20 protein-coding genes and 1 pseudogene are annotated in these 17,726 nt (G+C 63.8%); 4 read left to right on the forward strand and 17 right to left on the reverse strand.

Translation table 11 applies throughout. The features are described from left to right. Positions 1-80 precede the first annotated feature (80 nt). The gene (locus KFB96_RS25185) at positions 81-455 is read left to right on the forward strand and encodes a hypothetical protein (RefSeq protein WP_213455758.1); all 375 of its coding nucleotides are present in this window, start codon (positions 81-83) and stop codon (positions 453-455) included. A 118-nt stretch (positions 456-573) separates the two neighbouring features. Here KFB96_RS25185 and KFB96_RS25190 read toward each other — a convergent pair whose 3' ends face one another. From KFB96_RS25190 to KFB96_RS25200, 3 genes and pseudogenes are all read right to left on the reverse strand, one after another. After that, complete coding sequence (locus tag KFB96_RS25190; RefSeq protein ID WP_213455756.1) at positions 574-1,017, reverse strand: DUF4399 domain-containing protein; 444 nt, start codon at positions 1,015-1,017, stop codon at positions 574-576. A 186-nt stretch (positions 1,018-1,203) separates the two neighbouring features. Continuing rightward, positions 1,204-2,151 (reverse strand): IS1595 family transposase, encoded by a 948-nt coding sequence (locus KFB96_RS25195; RefSeq protein WP_300971103.1) that lies wholly within the window; start codon positions 2,149-2,151, stop codon positions 1,204-1,206. Positions 2,152-2,424: 273 nt separating this feature from the next. Then, positions 2,425-2,598 (reverse strand): annotated as a pseudogene (locus tag KFB96_RS25200) (TCP-1/cpn60 chaperonin family protein); the annotation flags it as partial. A 112-nt stretch (positions 2,599-2,710) separates the two neighbouring features. Here KFB96_RS25200 and KFB96_RS25205 point away from each other — a divergent pair. Both KFB96_RS25205 and KFB96_RS25210 read left to right on the forward strand, forming a co-directional pair. Then, a complete protein-coding gene (locus KFB96_RS25205) occupies positions 2,711-3,034 on the forward strand; it encodes a type II toxin-antitoxin system RelE/ParE family toxin (protein WP_366931446.1) in 324 nt (107 codons plus the stop codon). Between the two features lie 3 nt (positions 3,035-3,037). After that, positions 3,038-3,391 (forward strand): addiction module antidote protein, encoded by a 354-nt coding sequence (locus KFB96_RS25210; RefSeq protein WP_213455754.1) that lies wholly within the window; start codon positions 3,038-3,040, stop codon positions 3,389-3,391. A gap of 361 nt (positions 3,392-3,752) precedes the next feature. On the opposite strand, the gene groL is transcribed toward KFB96_RS25210, so the two are convergent. The 6 genes from groL to KFB96_RS25235 form a co-directional block, all read right to left on the reverse strand. After that, on the reverse strand, positions 3,753-5,384 hold the full coding sequence (gene groL / locus KFB96_RS25215; protein WP_213455752.1) for a chaperonin GroEL: 1,632 nt from the start codon (positions 5,382-5,384) through the stop codon (positions 3,753-3,755). Between the two features lie 57 nt (positions 5,385-5,441). Next, positions 5,442-5,729 carry a co-chaperone GroES gene (locus KFB96_RS25220; protein ID WP_213455750.1) on the reverse strand — a complete coding sequence of 96 codons (288 nt, stop codon included), beginning with the start codon at positions 5,727-5,729 and terminating at the stop codon, positions 5,442-5,444. Between the two features lie 107 nt (positions 5,730-5,836). Next, the gene (locus KFB96_RS25225; RefSeq protein WP_213455748.1) at positions 5,837-7,780 is read right to left on the reverse strand and encodes a type I restriction endonuclease; all 1,944 of its coding nucleotides are present in this window, start codon (positions 7,778-7,780) and stop codon (positions 5,837-5,839) included. Positions 7,781-7,888: 108 nt separating this feature from the next. Continuing rightward, the gene (locus tag KFB96_RS25230) at positions 7,889-8,824 is read right to left on the reverse strand and encodes an ATP-binding protein (RefSeq protein ID WP_213455746.1); all 936 of its coding nucleotides are present in this window, start codon (positions 8,822-8,824) and stop codon (positions 7,889-7,891) included. Next, complete coding sequence (locus KFB96_RS27760) at positions 8,725-9,237, reverse strand: ATP-binding protein (protein ID WP_366931461.1); 513 nt, start codon at positions 9,235-9,237, stop codon at positions 8,725-8,727. Before KFB96_RS27760 ends, KFB96_RS25230 begins: the two co-directional genes overlap by 100 nt. 72 nt (positions 9,238-9,309) lie before the next feature. Further along, complete coding sequence (locus tag KFB96_RS25235) at positions 9,310-10,689, reverse strand: IS4 family transposase (RefSeq protein WP_213501583.1); 1,380 nt, start codon at positions 10,687-10,689, stop codon at positions 9,310-9,312. A 656-nt stretch (positions 10,690-11,345) separates the two neighbouring features. Here KFB96_RS25235 and tcdA point away from each other — a divergent pair. Further along, a complete protein-coding gene (gene tcdA / locus KFB96_RS25240) occupies positions 11,346-12,170 on the forward strand; it encodes a tRNA cyclic N6-threonylcarbamoyladenosine(37) synthase TcdA (protein WP_213455744.1) in 825 nt (274 codons plus the stop codon). A gap of 93 nt (positions 12,171-12,263) precedes the next feature. Here the strand turns inward: tcdA and KFB96_RS25245 are convergent, their stop codons facing one another. The 8 genes from KFB96_RS25245 to KFB96_RS25280 all read right to left on the reverse strand — a co-directional run bounded on the left by KFB96_RS25245 (position 12,264) and on the right by KFB96_RS25280 (position 17,724). Beyond that, a complete protein-coding gene (locus KFB96_RS25245) occupies positions 12,264-13,178 on the reverse strand; it encodes a 5-bromo-4-chloroindolyl phosphate hydrolysis family protein (protein WP_213455742.1) in 915 nt (304 codons plus the stop codon). 19 nt (positions 13,179-13,197) lie between these two features. Beyond that, positions 13,198-13,350: a hypothetical protein gene (locus KFB96_RS25250; protein ID WP_213455740.1), complete on the reverse strand. Its 153-nt coding sequence runs from the start codon at positions 13,348-13,350 to the stop codon at positions 13,198-13,200. Positions 13,351-13,366: 16 nt separating this feature from the next. Continuing rightward, positions 13,367-13,990 carry a V-type ATP synthase subunit D gene (locus KFB96_RS25255; RefSeq protein ID WP_213455738.1) on the reverse strand — a complete coding sequence of 208 codons (624 nt, stop codon included), beginning with the start codon at positions 13,988-13,990 and terminating at the stop codon, positions 13,367-13,369. A gap of 358 nt (positions 13,991-14,348) precedes the next feature. Continuing rightward, positions 14,349-14,678, reverse strand: a complete 330-nt coding sequence (locus KFB96_RS25260) for a YkgJ family cysteine cluster protein (RefSeq protein ID WP_213455736.1) — start codon at positions 14,676-14,678, stop codon at positions 14,349-14,351. Between the two features lie 224 nt (positions 14,679-14,902). Beyond that, on the reverse strand, positions 14,903-15,250 hold the full coding sequence (locus KFB96_RS25265; RefSeq protein WP_213455734.1) for a hypothetical protein: 348 nt from the start codon (positions 15,248-15,250) through the stop codon (positions 14,903-14,905). 504 nt (positions 15,251-15,754) lie between these two features. After that, a complete protein-coding gene (locus KFB96_RS25270; protein WP_300971111.1) occupies positions 15,755-16,495 on the reverse strand; it encodes an alpha/beta hydrolase-fold protein in 741 nt (246 codons plus the stop codon). A gap of 69 nt (positions 16,496-16,564) precedes the next feature. Beyond that, complete coding sequence (locus KFB96_RS25275; RefSeq protein WP_300971759.1) at positions 16,565-17,530, reverse strand: acetylxylan esterase; 966 nt, start codon at positions 17,528-17,530, stop codon at positions 16,565-16,567. Then, positions 17,527-17,724 (reverse strand): hypothetical protein, encoded by a 198-nt coding sequence (locus tag KFB96_RS25280; protein WP_213455730.1) that lies wholly within the window; start codon positions 17,722-17,724, stop codon positions 17,527-17,529. The genes KFB96_RS25275 and KFB96_RS25280 overlap by 4 nt, the downstream gene beginning before the upstream one ends. Between the last annotated feature and the right edge of the window lie 2 nt (positions 17,725-17,726).

A 17,726-nucleotide genomic window follows, 5' to 3' on the forward strand; every position in this document is an offset into this window, starting at 1 on the left:
TTCTGTCGCGGCCGGCGGCCGCGACCCCGCAGCGCGCGAATGGGCTGCCCGAACCGGCCGGTCGTGCTAACGTAAACACCATGATCTGGAAACTCCTCCTAACCGCTGCTGTCATCTTCGGGGCCTATCTGGTCATCCGAGCCCGCATCATACGGTCTCGCGAGGCCGCCGGACTGGTGGCGCCGCGTCCACCTCTGATTCCTCCGGCGCTGATCCGTCCGCTCGCCTATGTCCTCCTCGGGATTATGTTGCTCGGGAGTTTGTCGCTTCTCGTTCGGGATTGGGATCGCGATCGGGAGATCATCCCCGTTCAGGTCGTCAATGCCAACACGGGAGAAGTCACGCTCTACGAGGTCCGCCGCGGCAGCGTCGATGGCCGGCGATTCGTGACCGCCGACGGTCGAGAGATCCGCATGGCCGATGTCGAACGCTTGGAAATGGGCACGGACCGCTAAGCGTATCTCGCCGGGGCGGCGCCTTTCCCGGCCTCGGGCGATGCGATGCACCGATCGCAGAGAGGGGTGGAATCCCTCCGGCGCCCGGGACGCTGCGCGCGAAGGGCCTCCGACAGGGCTACTCGACCGTGATGGTGATCCGCTCCGAGACGATCGGCGGATCATGCGGAAGGTGATTTTTGTCGCCCAGGAGGATCTGCAGGGTGTGCTCGCCCGGCGGCAACGTGAGCTCGGTCTCCGTCTGACCGCCCCCGAAATGCAGGATATCGGCGCCGATCGGTTGGTCGAGCGGCGGCAGACTGTCCATGTCGACCAGCAGGTGATGATGTCCCGTGTTGGGGAGATCGGCTCCCGCCGGTGCAACCCCCATCCCCGAGAGTCCGAATCGCACCACGAAGGTCTGCGGCATGGTTGCACCGTCCTCCGGCGCAATGATGTACGCCCGGGCCCCCTCGGGTGCCGCGGTGCGTTCGACGGCTGCGTGCGCGCCGAAGGCACCGAAGGTCAGGCCTGCCGCGATCAGCAGGGACAGTGATGCACGTTTGAACCCTCTCTTCTTCATCGGTCGTCTCCTCTTGTGGTTCCGAACAATACTCCGAGGAGAGTCAGGAGCCCGGGCGCCGATTTCAAGCAAATCTTTGTCGCAGACGACCCGCCCGGCGCGGTATGTGATGCTTTTGGATGGGATCGGCCCCGGCAGACTTGACGATTGTTGGAACTGGCGCGGTTTAAAGGTTTAAAAAATGGCTCAATCTGCATTCCAGACAGCTAGACAATCAGCGCTGCCAAGAGCGCCGGGAGGAGCCCCTTCCCGCGCGCACGACTGTTGTGGACGAACTGAAAAAAGCTCAGGTACATCGGGAGGTGTTCCTGAGAGATCCCGCGGTGAGGGCGCAGCCAGGAGCGCAGCCAACGACCAGACGCCCTCGATGGTGTTGACGTGGACCTCATGGAAGCCATCACCGTCCTCGTCGCGGGCGTACTCTCCGCGGCTGTGGCAGACGCTGTGGTGCTCGTAACCCCATGCCGGCAAGCGGGCGTAGATGTCATACTCATCGGTGTAGAAGCGCGTCCCCTCGGCCACGCAGGCGAGGATAATGGGTTTGATGGTCTTCTGTTGGACGTTATCCAGCATCCGCAGCACCACCTCGCCGCCGCGCTGGATCAGGCCGAGAATCGGTGGCTTCTCTTTGGCCAGGGTGCCGCGACCGCGCGCCCCCTTCAGTCGGCGCCGACGGCCTTTGCGCGCTTTTTTTACCGCCTCGGGGTTCCCTTTGTGACCGGCGACCACGTACACCTCGTCGGCCTCGACCTCGCCGTCGAGCACGGGCAAGGACTGCTTGGACTCGATGCCCTCGCGCAACTGTTGCGTCATGCGCTGGGCGTCATCCTTGTGAAGGCCCAGTTCTTGGCCGATCTGCCGGTTGGACAGGTTCAAGCCCATGAAATACAGGCATAACACCCAGGTTCGCAGTGGCTGATGATGGCCGGCCAGAATCGTCTCGCTCAAATCATCGAACCAGCGCCCGCAGTCCTTGCAGCGGTACTTCTGCCGCTCGGGTTGCGTCGGATCCCGACCTTGCTTGTTGATCTCGGCCGAGGCGCAGTGCACGCAGCGCACCCCCTCGGGCCAACGCAGGGCACGGACGGTCTCGAAACATTTGGCGTCGTCGACGAGATTCTGGATGTTCAACATGGGGCGCACTGCCTGGCCACTTCGAAAGGGACAGTATTCTACCCCCACGGCCCGCCTCGTGCTGCATCCAGTGCTCTCCAAGGCTCCCCGCCTCGACTCTGTCGGGAACTGTCTGGAATGCATAAAGAGGCTAAAAAATATGCAATATTAAACCGTGCATCCACCGATCCGATAGCTGTTGATGGAGCATGAGCAGCAGGAGGAGCGCCGCCAAGCTGCGATCCGGATCTCTCCAGAACCGCCGCCCACCCGATAAAGAAACGTTGCGCTGGCTCACGGTGCGGCGCCCTTCTCCTTCTTGGACTCATCCGCCACCATGGCTTCGGTGGTGATCATCAAGCCGGCGATCGACGCGGCGTTTTGAAGCGCCGTGCGGGTCACCTTGGTCGGATCGATGATGCCCCTGCCCATCATGTCGCCATACTCGCCGGTGGCTGCGTTGTAGCCTGGCGGTGACCTCAGGAACCGCATCGCTTGCCAACGGTGGCCGGCGGGTTCCCGCGAGCGTTGCGGTGCGTGCTTCACCGCATCCTACGAACTGCCCACTCCCGTTGACGATATGCCAACTGTAGTTTACAGTTTGCGCATGTTCGAGATCCTTAAAACCGACACCTTCGATCGCTGGTTGAGCAGCCTGCGCGACCGTCAAGCCGTCGCCAGGATCAACGCCAGGCTGCGCAACGCAACACACGGCAACCTCGGGGATTGCGCGCCGGTCGGAGAAGGCGTCTCGGAGATGCGAATCTTCTATGGGCCGGGCTACCGGCTGTATTTCACCCGCCGGGGCGAGGCGTTGATCGTGCTGCTGTGCGGCGGAGAGAAAGCCACGCAACAGCGCGACATCGAGCGCGCCAAAGCCCTGGCCGCAACCTGGAGCGATTGAGTCATGAGCGAGCGCGTCACCCGTTGGGACAGTGCCGACTACCTGGACACCGAGGAGGACATCCGTCTCTACCTGCAAGCCTGCATCGAAGAGGATCCGGGCGACGGCGCGCTGATCCGCTCCGCCCTTGGCGACATCTCCCGCGCGCGCAACTTCAGCGCCCTGGCGCGCGAGGTCGGCGTGAGCCGCGAAGGGTTGCGCAAGGCGCTGGGACCGGACGGCAACCCCTCCTTTGCCCTGGTGCTCAAGATGAGCCGGGCACTGGGCCTGCACCTGACGTTGACGCCGGGGAGCGGTCATGCCGAGCCTCCCATGCCTTGCGCGACAGCACCTGGCCCCACGCCGTCCGCGCCGTGATCTTGTCCACGGTACGCAGATGCACGCCAAACGTCGCCGCGATGTCCGCATTGCGCAATGTCCGCGCATCCGTGATCAGCCGCTCGTAAATGCCTGAGGTAATGGACAAACTCGGTCCTTCTCTTGCACGTTCACGCCGTCAACGCCGCCGCTGCGGGCAAGCCCGAGGTCCGGTCTAATTCGGTGCTCAGCCGATTTCTGGCGCGTTTCTGAGGGCGCGCGCCGGGTTCTGTCGGTTCCTGGAACCGGAACGACAAAGGAGCCTTGCGGCTCCTTTGTCGTGGGTCGATCGCCTTTGCCGAGACAGGGTCCGATACGAGACGGCGCTCGCATCGGACCGGGCATCGGCTTCGCGACGGCTTTAGTAGTCCATATCGTCCATGCCGCCGCCCGGTGCAGCGGCGCCCTTCTCCTTCTTGGGCTCATCCGCCACCATGGCTTCGGTGGTGATCATCAAGCCGGCGATGGAGGCGGCGTTTTGAAGCGCCGTGCGGGTCACCTTGGTCGGATCGATGATGCCCATGTCCATCATGTCGCCATACTCGCCGGTCGCGGCGTTGTAGCCGAAGCTGGCGGTGCCTTCGGCGACCTTGCTCATGACCACGGATGCCTCGTCGCCGGCGTTCGTCACGATCTGACGCAGCGGTTCTTCCAGGGCACGGCGCGCGATGGCGATGCCGAGATCCTGGTCGCTGTTGGCGCCCTTCAGACCGACGACCGCGCCGATGGCACGAATCAATGCCACACCGCCGCCGGGAACGATCCCTTCCTCGACCGCCGCACGGGTGGCGTGCAGGGCGTCTTCCACACGCGCCTTCTTCTCCTTCATCTCCATCTCGGTGGCGGCGCCGACCTTCACGACAGCGACACCGCCGGCCAGCTTGGCCAGTCTCTCTTGCAGCTTCTCGCGGTCGTAATCCGAGGTGGTGTCCTCGACCTGACTGCGGATCTGATCGCAGCGGCCCTTGATCTCGTCGTGCGAGCCGGCGCCGTCGATGACGACGGTGTCTTCCTTGGCGATCTGGACGGTCTTGGCCGAGCCCAGATCACTCAGGGTCGCCTTCTCGAGCGACAGACCGACCTCTTCCGAGATCACGGTACCGCCGGTGAGGATGGCCAGATCCTGCAGCATCGCCTTGCGACGATCGCCGAAGCCCGGTGCCTTCACCGCACAGACCTTGAGGATGCCGCGCAGGTTGTTCACGACCAGGGTCGCCAGCGCCTCGCCCTCGACATCTTCGGCGACGATCAACAGCGGTTTGCCGGCCTTGGCGACGGACTCCAGTACGGGGAGCAGGTCGCGGATATTGGAGATCTTCTTGTCGTAAAGCAGGATGTAGGGCGCATCGAGCTCGGCCTTCTGGCTCTGCTGATTGTTGATGAAGTAGGGCGACAGATACCCGCGGTCGAACTGCATACCCTCGACCAGCTCGAGCTCGTTCTGCAGCGACTTGCCTTCCTCGACGGTGATGACGCCTTCCTTGCCGACCTTCTCCATCGCCTCGGCGATGATCTGGCCGATCGAGTCGTCAGAATTGGCCGAGATGGTGCCGACCTGGGCGATCTCCTTGTTGGTCGAGCAGGGGCGCGAAAGCGCCTTGAGCTCGGTCACCGAAGCCTCGACCGCCTTGTCGATACCGCGCTTGATGTCCATCGGGTTCATGCCGGCAGCCACGGCCTTCATGCCTTCGCGGACCATGGCCTGAGCCAGCACGGTGGCGGTGGTGGTGCCGTCGCCGGCGATATCGGAGGTCTTGGAGGCGACCTCCTTGACCATCTGCGCGCCCATGTTTTCGAGCTTGTCCTTCAGCTCGATCGCCTTGGCGACGGAGACGCCGTCCTTGGTGATGGTCGGGGCGCCCCAGGACTTCTCGATGACGACGTTGCGGCCCTTCGGACCCAAGGTGACCTTGACCGCGTTGGCGAGGATGTCGACGCCGCGGAGCATCCGGGCACGGGCTTGTTCGCTGAAGGAAATCTGTTTTGCACTCATGGATGGCTTGCCTCGGTAAAGCGAAATGGGGGTGTGGCGGACGCGGGCGGTTGTCCGCTATTCGATGACGCCCATGATGTCGTCTTCGCGCATCACCAGCAGCTTCTCCTCGGAGAGCTTGACCTCGGTGCCGGAATACTTGCCGAACAACACGCGGTCGCCGACCTTCACATCCAGGCGGCGGACGTCGCCGTTGTCCAGCAGCTTGCCGTTGCCGACGGCGATGACCTCGCCTTCGATCGGCTTCTCGGCCGCCGAGTCCGGGATCAGGATGCCGCCGGCGGAGGTGCGCTCCTCCTCCTTGCGGCGAACGACGACACGGTCATGCAAAGGACGTAGGTTCATAAATCAGGTGACTCCGTGAGCGATAAAACCGAAAGTTCGCGATCTCGTCGGGCTGTTAGCACTCGATCGGATCGAGTGCTAACAATCTAGAGAAAAATCCCAAGATGTCAAGCGCTGCTGAACCGCGTCCGGAGTCCTTCGGTCGGGCGGCGGCGATTTCGACCTCGTGTTTCTCGAGGGCTGTCGGGGTGCGCGGTTCCTCGACTTTGGCCATTTTTGCAGTTCCCCAGGGGAGCTGGCGGCCCACTGAGGCTTGGACGCGGCGGGACGGGCGTACGCACCATTACGCCACCCATCGCCTGTGCTATCGGTGGGACATAAAGGTGGTAGGCCGTGTCGGCGCTGACCTTGGCCGGGACCTCTTCGGCGAGCACCTTTTCGATCCGATCCTTGTCCTTCCAGTCGAGATTGCCGAACTGGTCGTTGAACGCTTTGACGATGTTGCTCAGCTGCTCCAACTCAGGCTCGGGGATGTAGCCACCACCGGTGGTCGGTACTGGACCCACCGCGCCGTCTTCGTCCGCGAGCGCGATCGCGAGGCTCGATTTCACCTCGGCACGGTAGCTGTCCATGTCGATCGCCTCGAGAATCCCCTTGGATAGATCCTCCTCCTTGGGCGCAGGGAGCTTGGGGATAAGGAAGTTGAGGAAGATCGAGAGCTTCTCCCACTCGGCATTGGAGTACGGCAGGATCGAAGCCAGAAAGCCGTAGGTGCGCACGAACGCCTTGGCCTTGCCCTTGAAGTCGACCTGGCCGTCTTCATCCAGATCGGCGTTGTAGGTGGCCACGCAGGCATCCAGGATCGGATCGAGCTTGTCCCGGTCCGCACCGCTCAGGTAGCGCCCCACCAAGTCTTCGATCTGCACCTGTGCATAGGTGTTGAAGGCGTGGAAATACTGGATCGCTCGCTGGATGCCGTTGGTAATGATCATGGCCCGCGCCTGACCGCCGATCTTGCGCTGGGCGATAACCTGCTCGTGGAAGTGCTCGACCATGATCCCGGCTTTTTCGGTGATGGCGTACTCGTGTGATTCCACGTAATGCCGCAGTTTCTTTTTGGCCTTGTTGGCGTCGAAACGCGGATCGCTCTCGACCGTCTTGACGAGCTTGTAGTAGCTCTCCACCGGCGTGTAATGCTTCAGCACATCGAGGATGAATCCTTCCTCGATCGCCTGCTTCATGGTGTAGCTGTGGAAGGGGCGGTGCTTGATCTTGCCGTCAACCGGTGGGGCCGCCTCGCCGAAGATCTCCAGCGTCTTGTTCTTGGGCGTGGCGGTGAAGGCAAAGTAGCTGGCGTTGCCCAGCATCTTGCGGCCCTCCATGATGTTGTTGATGCGATCTTCCGTGGTCTCCTCGTCTTCCGTCATCAAGGCATCGCCATAGACCCCTCGGTCGTCCAGAACCCGATTCATGGCGCCGGTGGATTTACCGCCCTGGCTGGAATGCGCCTCGTCGATGAGGATGGCGAAGCGGTTCTGGCGGTGCTCGCTGCCGATCTTATTGAGGACAACTGGGAATTTCTGCACCGTGGTGATGATGATGCGCTGGACCGCGTCGAACACCGTCTGCTTGGTGAGCTTGTTCTTGAGCTCGAAGGTGGCGATGGGCAGGCCGTTGAGAAACAGGGCTAGATCGAGGGCGAGTGCCGTCCCGTCGCGGCTGTAGCGAAGCTGGCGGGTAACGCTGAACAGGTTCTTCGCGTACCGCTCGGCTGCCTTGACGTTGCCGGGGGTTGGGCTACCGTAGAAAAGCGCGACCGAGGCTGGACCATGCTTGATGCCGCTGCGCAGCACCTCAACCACGCCCCGCTTGGCGATCTCGCCCTGCAGGCGGTGCAGGAACTGGGTGCGCTTGGGGCCATCCTGGTCGATGCCGAGCGCTTGCACGGCCTCGGGCTGGGTGTCCGACAGGAAACGGAGTAGCTTGACCAGGTCGACAGCATGCTCACGGTCGTAGTCCTTTGGATCGCCCTGGATGTATCCCGCCCCCTCCACGAGCGAGGTGACGATGAGGGACTCCAGACCCTTTTCGCTGGTGTCGGTTGGCTTCATGCCGCTCTCCATCAATGACCCATCAACACGCAACGCCTTGCCAAAGCATTGCTTTACAAGACCGGCACGGCGTTTCCGGCCACGCCGATCAATTGCCCATCAATGACATCAGGCCCAGTAGGGCACGTACTTCCGCTGGTTCTTCGCCGCGTCCTCGTCGAACAGCCTGATCGCGCCATCCTCGACCGCCTCGCGGATGTGGCGAGACACGGTCGCCTTGTTTCTCTCCTCCACCCCGAAACGCTCGCGCAGCGATGCGTTGGTGAGGTAGTCACGCATCACCCGCTTGAGACAAGCATGCAGGTAGCAGGCGCGGATCCGGTCCGCCTTGCTCATCTTGACGAGCGGCTGGTGGGCGAAGAGGACGGCACGGGTAAAGCCCTCGGGCACCTCGAAGCAGGGCGCGGGCAACTGGTACAGCTCGACCTGGGCCACCACCTTGTCGATGCCGCTGCCGCGCTCCTCGCAGATGCGGAAGCGGCGCATCAGGGAGGCCAGCACCTCGTTGCGCGACTTGGGCGGGGTATCGACGAAACGGCGGGTGTCGACCAGCGGCTCGCCCGGGTTGGTGATCTCCATCCGGTCGTCGAAGATCTCGACCATGGGGCCGGTGCCGGTCGCGAAGAGGTTCTGATGGATGAGCGCGTTCGCCACCAGCTCGCGCACGGCCAGCTCGGGGAACATCGGCAGGGTGCGGCGCAGCGCCTGCCCGATCACCTCGTTGGTGGGCACCAGGGTCATGATGAAGCCGATCAGCCCCTCGAAACCGCTGGCGTACCCCTTGCCGCCGGTCTGCTCGCGCAGGGTGTCGAGGCGGCCCTGCCCCTTGTAGTGAATGACCCGAATCGCCTTGCGCTTGAGGGCGGGAACTTCCTCCAGCTTCTTGGCGAAGAGGAGCGCCCCCAGGTTCGTGATGTTCCAGTCGCCGGCGTCACAGGCCTGAATCAGGTCATCCCGGGCCAGGGCCTCGAGAATCGCGCCACGGCCATCCGGTAAGGGAATCTCCAGCAGATCGAAATAGGCGGGATAGTCGAGCAGCCGCAAGACTGTTTCGCCCGAGACGCGCTCCAGCGCGATCCCGCGCTCGAAGGGAATCCGGTCGAAGATCCGCCACAGCGCGCGCTCCTTCTCCGGATAGTCCTTGAGCTTCTTCCTGTAGGAGCCGACCCGGATGTATTCTGGCCCTGGAACTGCACCGGATGCCGGCAGGCCGCGCCGATCTCCAGCAGCACCACGGGTTTGTCGTCGATCGCCAGCGCATGGAAACGAAAGTTGATCTTGGGTTCGAGTAGCCGCAGCAGCCAGCTTTCCAACTCCTCATTGCCAACCTTGAAGGACGCGGGTTGAAAACGGGTGCCGATGATCTCGTGGCTGGTGTCGTCGACTCGACTTTGGCCATTTCCGAGCCCAGTTAGGAGCTCCGCGAAGCGCTCGGAGCGATGGTAACGGACCCGAATGGCACTAACTTAAGCCAAAACCGCTGTAAAAACAGTCCGTCCTGAGCGTCATCCGCAACGCGCGAGCGGCGCTCAACGCTGTTTCTTGGGGTGGCCATGTTCGCGGACCTCCTCCTGCGCGATCTTCCGCGGCTTGGTCAACAGCGGGTCGCTTTTCAGGCGCCGCTTCAAGGCGCGCGGTTCGATCCGACCGGCTCGTCGACCTACGCGGGGTTGGGCCATCAGCACCAACAGGGCATGGATGCAGACGCTGTCGTGGGTGCCGCCGCACTGCAGTACGCAGCCCCACATCTGCACGACATGCTTGAAGCTGAGCTGGCGCGGGATCTGGTCCGCCACCACAGCGGCCTGCGCCATCAAGAGCCGGATCAGATTGTAGGCCAAGAGGTAGACCCACAGTTCCTTGAGGGCCATCGCCGGGGTTTTGCAGCGCAGATGCTCCATGCCGAGCGTGGTCTCGAGGTTTCTCAGATCCAGCTCGACGTGCCGGCGCTGCCGGTACAGCACCTTGAGCATGGACTTGGGGGTCGCCTTCGGGCAGAGCAGCGTGGTGACCATGATCTTGCCGCCGGCCTGAAACTCGCGCACCTTCAGAGTCGCCGGGGCTTGCGCGTATTCCTCGGGGCTCATCCAGTCGGGTCGCTTCTTCGGCTTGCTCGGCACGATCAGGTGATCGCGCGCGCCGAGCCGCTCACCGAGGCGGAAATCGGTGCTGCGCTTGCGCGCACCGTGCTGCTCGAACAGCCCGTCCACGCCGCCGCGCACCAGCTCGCAGAGCAGAAAATAGGTCGCGTAGAAGGCGTCGCCGAGAAGGATCTCCCCGCTTTGGAGGCTGTCGAGCAGCTCGCGCAGCAGCGTCTGCTCGTCGCTGCCCTTTCCCGCGCAGGGGCCGAGCGCGGCATCGAGTACCGCCCCGGTCGCCAAACACACCAAGGCCACCAACCGTGCGATCGGAAAGCCCAGGCCGGCCTTCTGGCTGGCGGGCTGCGGATACTTGGCCTGGTTCTGCGGGGTATCGGACAAGGTCACCGTCGCGCCGTCGACCAGGCGCACCCGTCGCCCCTGCCACAGCCACCAGCCGGGCGCAGCCTTTGCCACCAACCCCGCGGCCTCGCGCGCCAGCGTCGTGATCATCGGCAACGGCAGGCGCGTCCGGGCTTGGCAATAGGCACTGGTGTTGGTCGCGAGGGGTTCGTCGCCGTCGAGCGCACGCCGTACCGCCGCGGCGTTGACCACGGCACGGCAACTGCCGTCCTCCGAGAGCGCTTGGGTCATGAACATTGCCAGGGTCTCGGTCGGGGAGTACACCCGCTTGCGAAACGGCGGCTGGAGCGCTTCGACCCGGTCGAGCAGCTGCGGAGCGCTCAACAGGTCGAAGAATCCGCCGACATCGGTGTCGGCGACATGGGCAAGGACGCGTTGCCGTTGCGCGGCGTGCTGGTTAGGATGCATGGGGGCTGCCGTCCGAGGTGGTGAGTTGGCTTTGGCGAGTTCAGCCTATCACCTTGGCAGCCCCTAACCCAATCTTTTCAGGATCTTGCGACCGCACCCTTCCTTATCTTAGCGCCATTCGTAACGGACCCGATTGATGTGGCAGCAGAGGGCAGCGGGCGGTATCGTCCGATGTCGACCAAAACCTCGGACCTGCCTGCGGATGTTCCCTCTGCCAGCCTCGATTGTATCTGTTCTGCAGCCCTTTAACTGCCTGTTCACCATGCCGACCCTGGCGCATCTGCACGTCTTGCTGGCGGGAACGCTGCCGGTGCGAGCGCCGGGACACCCTGCCACGCTCCGCGGCCTGGCATCTGAAGTCCCACGCCACCTTCTCCGATTGCCTGGCCCTGGTACGGCGCACGATCTGGGCCGAAGAGAATTGCGCCAACTCACGGCCCGAGGGAGAGATGGTCCTAATTTCCTCCTAGCGCCTGGCTCGCCTGCTGGAGCAGCTCGCGGCGACTGCCTGGATTGGCCAAAGTCGTGGCGGTTCATGCGATTACGAGATGAGGAGATTCGGAGAGCTGCGGTGTTGGGTTGCGGGTTCGGGCTTGGGCTTGGGGCGATTTGTGCGGACGCTTTCAGTCCGGGCATAGATCGAGGATGATGACGTGATGGATACAGCGGACACGCATGCGCAGCTTGATACAGAGCATTCGGTCGGGCGCGAGGCGCGCTTCGGCGGGATCGCTCGACTCTACGGGGCGGTGGAGAGCGCGCGGATCGCGGATCTGCATGTCTGCGTCGTCGGTGTGGGCGGGGTGGGATCTTGGGCGGCGGAGGCGCTTGCGCGCACCGGGGTGGGCGCCATGACCCTGATCGACGACGACACCATCGAGGCGGGCAATGTGAATCGCCAGAGCCATGCCATGACCAGCCAGTTTGATCGGGCGAAGGTCGAGGTGATGGCCGAGCGCATCCGAGACATCCATCCGCTCTGCCGGTGCGAGCCGATCCGCGATTTCATCACCGATCGGACACTCGAGGCGTATCTAAGTCGCGGCTATGACGCGGTCATCGACGCGATCGACAGCGTTCGATTCAAGGCCGCAATGATTGCACACTGCAAACGGCACAAGATCCCCATCGTCACGACCGGGGGTGCAGGCGGGCGCCGCGACCCGACCGCAGTCAGGGTGGCCGATCTGAGCCGCACGGAGCATGACCCGCTGGCATCGAAGGTGCGGCGGCGGTTGCGCGAGGCCTATGGATTCCCGCGCGACCCGAAACGGCGTTTCAAGGTCGACTGCGTCTACTCGCTCGAGCAACCGGTCTACCCGCGGGCGGATGGATGTGTCAGCCATCAGAAGCCCGGCATCAGCGGCGTCTCGCTCGACTGCCGGCTCGGCTACGGTTCGGCAAGCTTCGTGACGGCGACGTTCGGGTTCGCGGCCGTGGCGAGGGTGATCGAGGTGTCGGTTAGACCGCGTCCGGAGTGAACCGCGTCGCGTCGACCTCTTTGACGTGCTGCAAGGTTGCGAAGCGCATCGACGGTTGAGGATCGCTCCTCGACGCGGTTCATTCGACGCGGTTCATAGGAGCCCCTCGCGCTTCAGCTGGCTCGTCAGCACCTCGATCTGCACGTCCAGGTCCATGATGTCGGACTCCAAGAGCTTTTGGCGTTGCTCTTGGAACACCTCCTCGATGCTCGTCAGGACACGACGGAAGTTGGCGTCGAGATCGGGCGAAGCGGCGCGTTGGTGCGTCCTCGCGTAGCCTTCGACGACATGCTGCACACCGTCCAGATAGACGTTCAGAAACTTGCGGGCACGTCGCAGGTCTCGCGGGTCCTCTTCCAGTAAGGTCAGGATCTCGCGGGCGAGCGCGGCGACGCGCCGCAGGCGCTGATTGAGCTCGGGTTGTCGGATGTCGCGGCTCGACTGCTCGACGGCGGCAATCGAGCGCTCGGCTTGCGCCAGGGCGGCAAGCACTTGATCCGTGGTGTCCAGCCCGGAGGCGGCCGTCACCCGCTTGGCTGCAACCGGATCACCCCCGTAGAAGAGCCGACACCCGAGCAGGGCCACGACACCGAAGGCGAAGGCGATGCCCGGATGATGTCCGGCACCGAGCCAGGCGGTCAGCCCCGTTCCCAAGCCGATCAGGACGCCGCCCGATGCCTTAAGTGGCCAGGGCGTCTTGGCGACGAGACGGCGCTCGTAGGCGCCTTCCGAGACCAACCCGCGCCACAGCAACCAAGCCCCGCCGAGCAACAACCCGTAACCGACGGCGTTGCCGATCATCGGCATCAAGAGCCCGCGCGCCATGGCGACGATCGCGGCGAGCAAGACGGGCAGCGTCAGGAGGAACATCAAGAGGCCCTTGGCCGGGTTCGGTCGATTGACGACCGAGCGCTCCGGTGTAGGGGTGCCGAGCAGTTTGGAGCGGACGACCAGGATCAGGGCGGCGATTGCGGTGAGGATCGCGACAAGCGCAAGCACGCGGATCATCGATGGGTCTCCCGAGGGCTCAGCGTGGCGGGGCGGCGTGCCGGGTGGTCTCGGCGGCAGCGGCGGCAGCGGCAGGAGACGAGCAGGAGACCGCCAGTGCCTGCCAGGAAGCGACGCCGACGGCGGACAGGATCAAGAGCAGACCCAGTACCTTGCGCGGAAATTCGGGCATGGCGACGGTCGACTCCTCAAGCCTCGGCCCGTTGCCGCAGCAGCTTGACCTGGAAAAGTGTGTTGCGCTCCTCTTCTTCGAGCGAGGACTGGATGAAGTGGATGGTCCGCCGATAGAGGGGAATGATGTTGTACTTGAGCGCGTTGACCCGTTTTTGGGCCTTGCGTTGCTCTTCCATCAGGCGGTGCAGCGCGGTCTCGACCTCGGCAAGACGCGCGAGCAGCACGCAGGCGTTGGAGAGGTTCTCGCGGGTGGTGTCGAAGCTCGCGTCGGTCCCCAAGAGACCGACCGGCTTGAGCGGGATGCGCTCGCTGGTCACGGCCGGATACTCCACGCCGAGCGCGCGGCGCGGCAGGATGTCGACTGTCAAGGCCAGCTCCGAGCCGAGCGCGGCTTGATGGATCCCTCGGCTGCCCATGCGCAGATGGGTGATGCTGAGACAGCGATAGGCCTCGGCGAGCGCCTTCTCGGATGCCTCTCGCAGCCGCCGGTACTCGCCGATGCGCTCGTAGACGAGACGCGTCAGCAGCTCGCGCTTGCGTTCGAGCAGATCGTGGCCTTCTTCGAGAAACTTCTCCTGCTTCTTCAGCCGGAGGAGCGTGTTCTTGGTCGGTGGAACCTTGATCAGTTGTTGTGCCATCTGGACTCTCTCAACCCGAGCGAACGGTAGCCGCCCTCGACACGCCGACGCTCATCCGGCCGTAAAGGTTGAATGATCGCATGATCGTCGTCTCGGATGCAGCGGTAGATGGTCGGTTCATCGGTCTCGTATACAACCGTCGGGTCGCAGAATAGGCTGCACTTTGGGGTCAAAGCGCTGGATGGCGAGGCTGTGCGACGCTTTTTTCACGGGAATCGTAACGCGCCGGCCCGCCGATCTTCTCGGGAACAACTGCCTGGATTCTAAACCGCGCCCGGTGCGGTATACGTCATGTGTTGGAGTGGCTTGGCCGCGCCAGCTCCGACGACTGTCGGATCCGGCGCGGTTTAAACGCGGTTTAACCACGCTCGGCAAGACACTCCGGGCTGCCGACCTCCAGCTCACGACAGACCAAGGGCCGCTGGGCGTAGATTCGGCACAGCAGGGTGTCGCGGTCCAGTGCCGCGCACCAGCCGTCGTCGAGTCGGTCCATGAGGGTGCGGCCGAAGTGATCGGTGACGGTGAGATGGCCGGGGACGCCGGTGTCGGTGAGACACCAGACCTCCAAACGACAGCAGCCGGCGGCGCAGGTCTCGCAGGTGAACGGGGCGGCGGGAGTCGGGTTCGCGTCTTCTTCTGCGAACGTCAAGTCGTTCTCGACACCACGGGCGCGACGACCTTGGGTCATGCGTGTGTCCCCGATGGTCGTTGCGCAGTCATGGCGGCGAAGGCATTGCGGAGGCTTCGGGACGCCGCGGGCGGGTGCGGCGCGGCCTTGATTGCGAAGGACGAGGTTGCACGGCGATCAAGGGAGAGAAACCGTGCGGGGAACACCCGAGTTGCGCGGGGTTCCCCGGGCGATCCCGGCGGCTCGGATCGCGTGCGCGACCGCAGCCGGGATCAAGCAGCGGACTACTCGTACTTGCCGCTGATGGCACCGGAAGCGTCTTCCTTCTCGAGTGCCTCTTTCGTTGCGGCCTGCGCTGCAGGGTCCGGGGTCGGATCCGTGACCTGTCCCTCGGCCCCTTGATCGGTCGGGTAGTCTCCGCTCAGCTCCTCGCCCTGCTTCTTGAGCATCTCGGCGGTTTTTTCCTGCGCCTTCGCATCCGGTGTCGGAGCCGTGATCTGAGCCTCTTGTCCGACGTTCATCGGCTCGTCGCCCGAGACGAACGGCGTTGCGGGCTGCTCGGCAGAAACAGTGCCGGCAAGCATGATGGCGAGTGCCGCAGCGGAACTGAACAGGATTGTCTTCGTTTTCACTTGTTTCTTCTCCTTGCTGGTCGCACGAATCGGACAATCCAGACCGGTTGCCTCGGCGTCGATCGACTGCCGCGGCAGCATGCTGGATTCTCCGGACTGAAGTGACGCGTCTTACCTCGCATCGGCGGTCGCCGTCGACCACCGGGTCTCGGAAGGCGCACTCGGTGAAACAACCTGCACTTCCGAGTGCTCCGTCGATCCGGTCCTGCCGTGTCCGGCGTCTCGCCGGGCCGGTTCCGCAGCCTTCGGCAAGACACCGCTGCTGAATCATAGCAGGTGTTGGCGATGATCAAAGGGTGCCGGAATCGAATTGCGTTTGTCGAGCGGAAAATCCGATTCGACGACGATCGTGCAGGGCAGGTCTCAGTGTGGGCCTAAACCGCGCCAGCTCCGACAGTTGTCGGAGCTGGCGCGGTCAAGCCACTCCAACACATGACGCATACCGCACCGGGCGCGGTTTAGATCGATCCTTTACGGGAGATACACCCGCCGGAAATCCTCCCGTTAGAGATACAGCGGCGCCATGCGCCGCCAGTGATAGCCCTGGTGCGCGCGACCTTCCCATTCGTGCAGTGTCGGCCGTACGCCTTTGTCTCGCAGGACTTGGCCGATGTGACGGTTGTTGTCCCGAAAGGGGTCGTCCTGCCCGACGACCAGGACGATGTCCATCCCGCGCAGCGCATCCAACCGCCACGGGCACGCCAGATTCGGCAGGAAGTGTGCGGGCGTGTGGAAATAGACGAGATCGTCGCGATAGCCTCCGAGCAGGTCTTGGAATTCGGCGACTTGCAGCGTGAGATCGTAGCGACCGGAGAAGGCCGCCAGCTTCCGAAACAGGTGTGGATGCCGGAAGGCAATGTTGGCCGCGTGATAGGCGCCGAGGCTGCAGCCGTGCGCAATCGTGCAGGGATGCGGGTTCTTGTTCGACATCAGAGGCATGACCTCGTTGAGGATGTATTCCTCGAAGGCATGGTGACGCCGAATTCGCTCCGCCGGGTTGCACCACCCGCAGTAAAAGGTCTCCCGGTCGATGCTGTCGACGCAGTAGAGTTGAAGCTGTCCGGCCTCGAGTTTGGGTCGTAGCGCATCGACGATCCGGAGATCCTCGTACTCGTGGAAGCGACCGTCCCGCGTCGGGAAGACGAGCACCTTGGCGCCGGCATGCCCGAAGACGAGCAGCTCCATCTCGCGGCCGAGGCGTGGGCTGTACCAGCGGTGATACTCGCGGTTCACGATGTGTCTCATCCGCCGATCGTCCGGCAGCAGGGCGGTTTCGAGACTCCTCAGGCGGGCGTCGAGCGCGTCGGCGCCGGCTCAGAGGGCCGCGAAAAAGGCCCGCAGCTCCGCCATGAGCTCCTGCTCTCGGCGTTCGCGATCGGGATAGTCGACATGTCCGGCTTCCAGCACGAACAGCTGCTTGTCGCCGGGGATCGCGGTGTAGATCGCGAACTGGCCCGGCGGCGCGACCGCGGGGTCGAGACGTGCAGCAGCCACATGCATGGGCTGAGCGATGTACCGCGCGGCGACAGCGGCATCGTAGTACGCCAAGGTTTCGAGAACGTGACCGTGCCCTTGACGGCGAGCGAAGTCCTGAACGGCTGCGCCACTGCCGATCGTCGGCAGCTCGAGTCTCAGGCGCTGGTGGCCGAAGGTGGGGACGTTCAGATGCCCGCACGCGATGCGCCGGTCCCAGGGCAGTGCAAGGGCCCCGATCCCGCCGCCGAAGCTGATGCCGAGATAGCCGATGTGCCCGTCCAGGTCGGGGAAAAGCTGAAGGAGGGCGCCGACGCCGGTCCAGACATCCTCCACGCAACCCCCGATGATGTAGCGGTCGCGTCGGTCGATGTCGTGCAGGACGTGCCATCTCGGCTCCTCCGAGATAGGGGGCCGTCGACTGAGACCGAGTCCGCGAAAGGCCGGCACGAGATAGACCGCGTCGCACCTGGGTAGATCCAAGGGCGGCTCGGTGATGCCGCCGTAGCCGTGTCCCAGGACGAATCCGCACGCGGGCACCGTCCCGATCGGCTGCAGAAGCCAGCCGCGGATGGTGAAGTCGTCGGTGGAGCGATAGGCGATCTCGTCGATGCGGAACCGTCGATCGAGGAGATCGCTGATGCCGAGCGTCGGCATCGGATCGATCTCCAAGGCGCGACGGTAACGCCTGCTCCAGAAGTCGCCGAATCCGGGCGGTGCCTCGGGCGGGGCGACCGAGAGCAGGTCGGATAGGCTGTAACCGTAGCTCGGATCGAATCCGAACCCTGGGTCGAGGAGGTCGCTCAGGAACGCTCTCGCCGACGCGGTGCGAGCAGGCTGAGCAGCGTTGCCGCGGCACCCAGGAACGCGAACAAGACCTTGAAGCCCCATTCGCCCAGGATGACGGTCAGGTTGTTGTCCTCGGATCGGACGTGGTCGGTCCCCGGCGTATGCCCGGACTGGGGTGTTGCCGGTTGCGGCTCGGACGGTGTGTGTTGCATGG

Source organism: Thiocapsa sp., from assembly GCF_018399035.1.
Taxonomy (GTDB): Bacteria; Pseudomonadota; Gammaproteobacteria; order Chromatiales; family Chromatiaceae; genus Thiocapsa.

What these genes read in the sequence shown, in the direction of transcription:
- KFB96_RS25185 (WP_213455758.1), top strand. Translation starts at nt 81, where the DNA reads ATGATCTGGAAACTCCTCCTAACCGCTGCTGTCATCTTCGGGGCCTAT.
- KFB96_RS25190 (WP_213455756.1), bottom strand. Translation starts at nt 1,017, where the DNA reads ATGAAGAAGAGAGGGTTCAAACGTGCATCACTGTCCCTGCTGATCGCG.
- KFB96_RS25195 (WP_300971103.1), bottom strand. Translation starts at nt 2,151, where the DNA reads ATGTTGAACATCCAGAATCTCGTCGACGACGCCAAATGTTTCGAGACC.
- KFB96_RS25205 (WP_366931446.1), top strand. Translation starts at nt 2,711, where the DNA reads ATGCCAACTGTAGTTTACAGTTTGCGCATGTTCGAGATCCTTAAAACC.
- KFB96_RS25210 (WP_213455754.1), top strand. Translation starts at nt 3,038, where the DNA reads ATGAGCGAGCGCGTCACCCGTTGGGACAGTGCCGACTACCTGGACACC.
- groL (WP_213455752.1), bottom strand. Translation starts at nt 5,384, where the DNA reads ATGAGTGCAAAACAGATTTCCTTCAGCGAACAAGCCCGTGCCCGGATG.
- KFB96_RS25220 (WP_213455750.1), bottom strand. Translation starts at nt 5,729, where the DNA reads ATGAACCTACGTCCTTTGCATGACCGTGTCGTCGTTCGCCGCAAGGAG.
- KFB96_RS25225 (WP_213455748.1), bottom strand. Translation starts at nt 7,780, where the DNA reads ATGAAGCCAACCGACACCAGCGAAAAGGGTCTGGAGTCCCTCATCGTC.
- KFB96_RS25235 (WP_213501583.1), bottom strand. Translation starts at nt 10,689, where the DNA reads ATGCATCCTAACCAGCACGCCGCGCAACGGCAACGCGTCCTTGCCCAT.
- tcdA (WP_213455744.1), top strand. Translation starts at nt 11,346, where the DNA reads ATGGATACAGCGGACACGCATGCGCAGCTTGATACAGAGCATTCGGTC.
- KFB96_RS25245 (WP_213455742.1), bottom strand. Translation starts at nt 13,178, where the DNA reads ATGATCCGCGTGCTTGCGCTTGTCGCGATCCTCACCGCAATCGCCGCC.
- KFB96_RS25250 (WP_213455740.1), bottom strand. Translation starts at nt 13,350, where the DNA reads ATGCCCGAATTTCCGCGCAAGGTACTGGGTCTGCTCTTGATCCTGTCC.
- KFB96_RS25255 (WP_213455738.1), bottom strand. Translation starts at nt 13,990, where the DNA reads ATGGCACAACAACTGATCAAGGTTCCACCGACCAAGAACACGCTCCTC.
- KFB96_RS25260 (WP_213455736.1), bottom strand. Translation starts at nt 14,678, where the DNA reads ATGACCCAAGGTCGTCGCGCCCGTGGTGTCGAGAACGACTTGACGTTC.
- KFB96_RS25270 (WP_300971111.1), bottom strand. Translation starts at nt 16,495, where the DNA reads ATGAGACACATCGTGAACCGCGAGTATCACCGCTGGTACAGCCCACGC.
- KFB96_RS25280 (WP_213455730.1), bottom strand. Translation starts at nt 17,724, where the DNA reads ATGCAACACACACCGTCCGAGCCGCAACCGGCAACACCCCAGTCCGGG.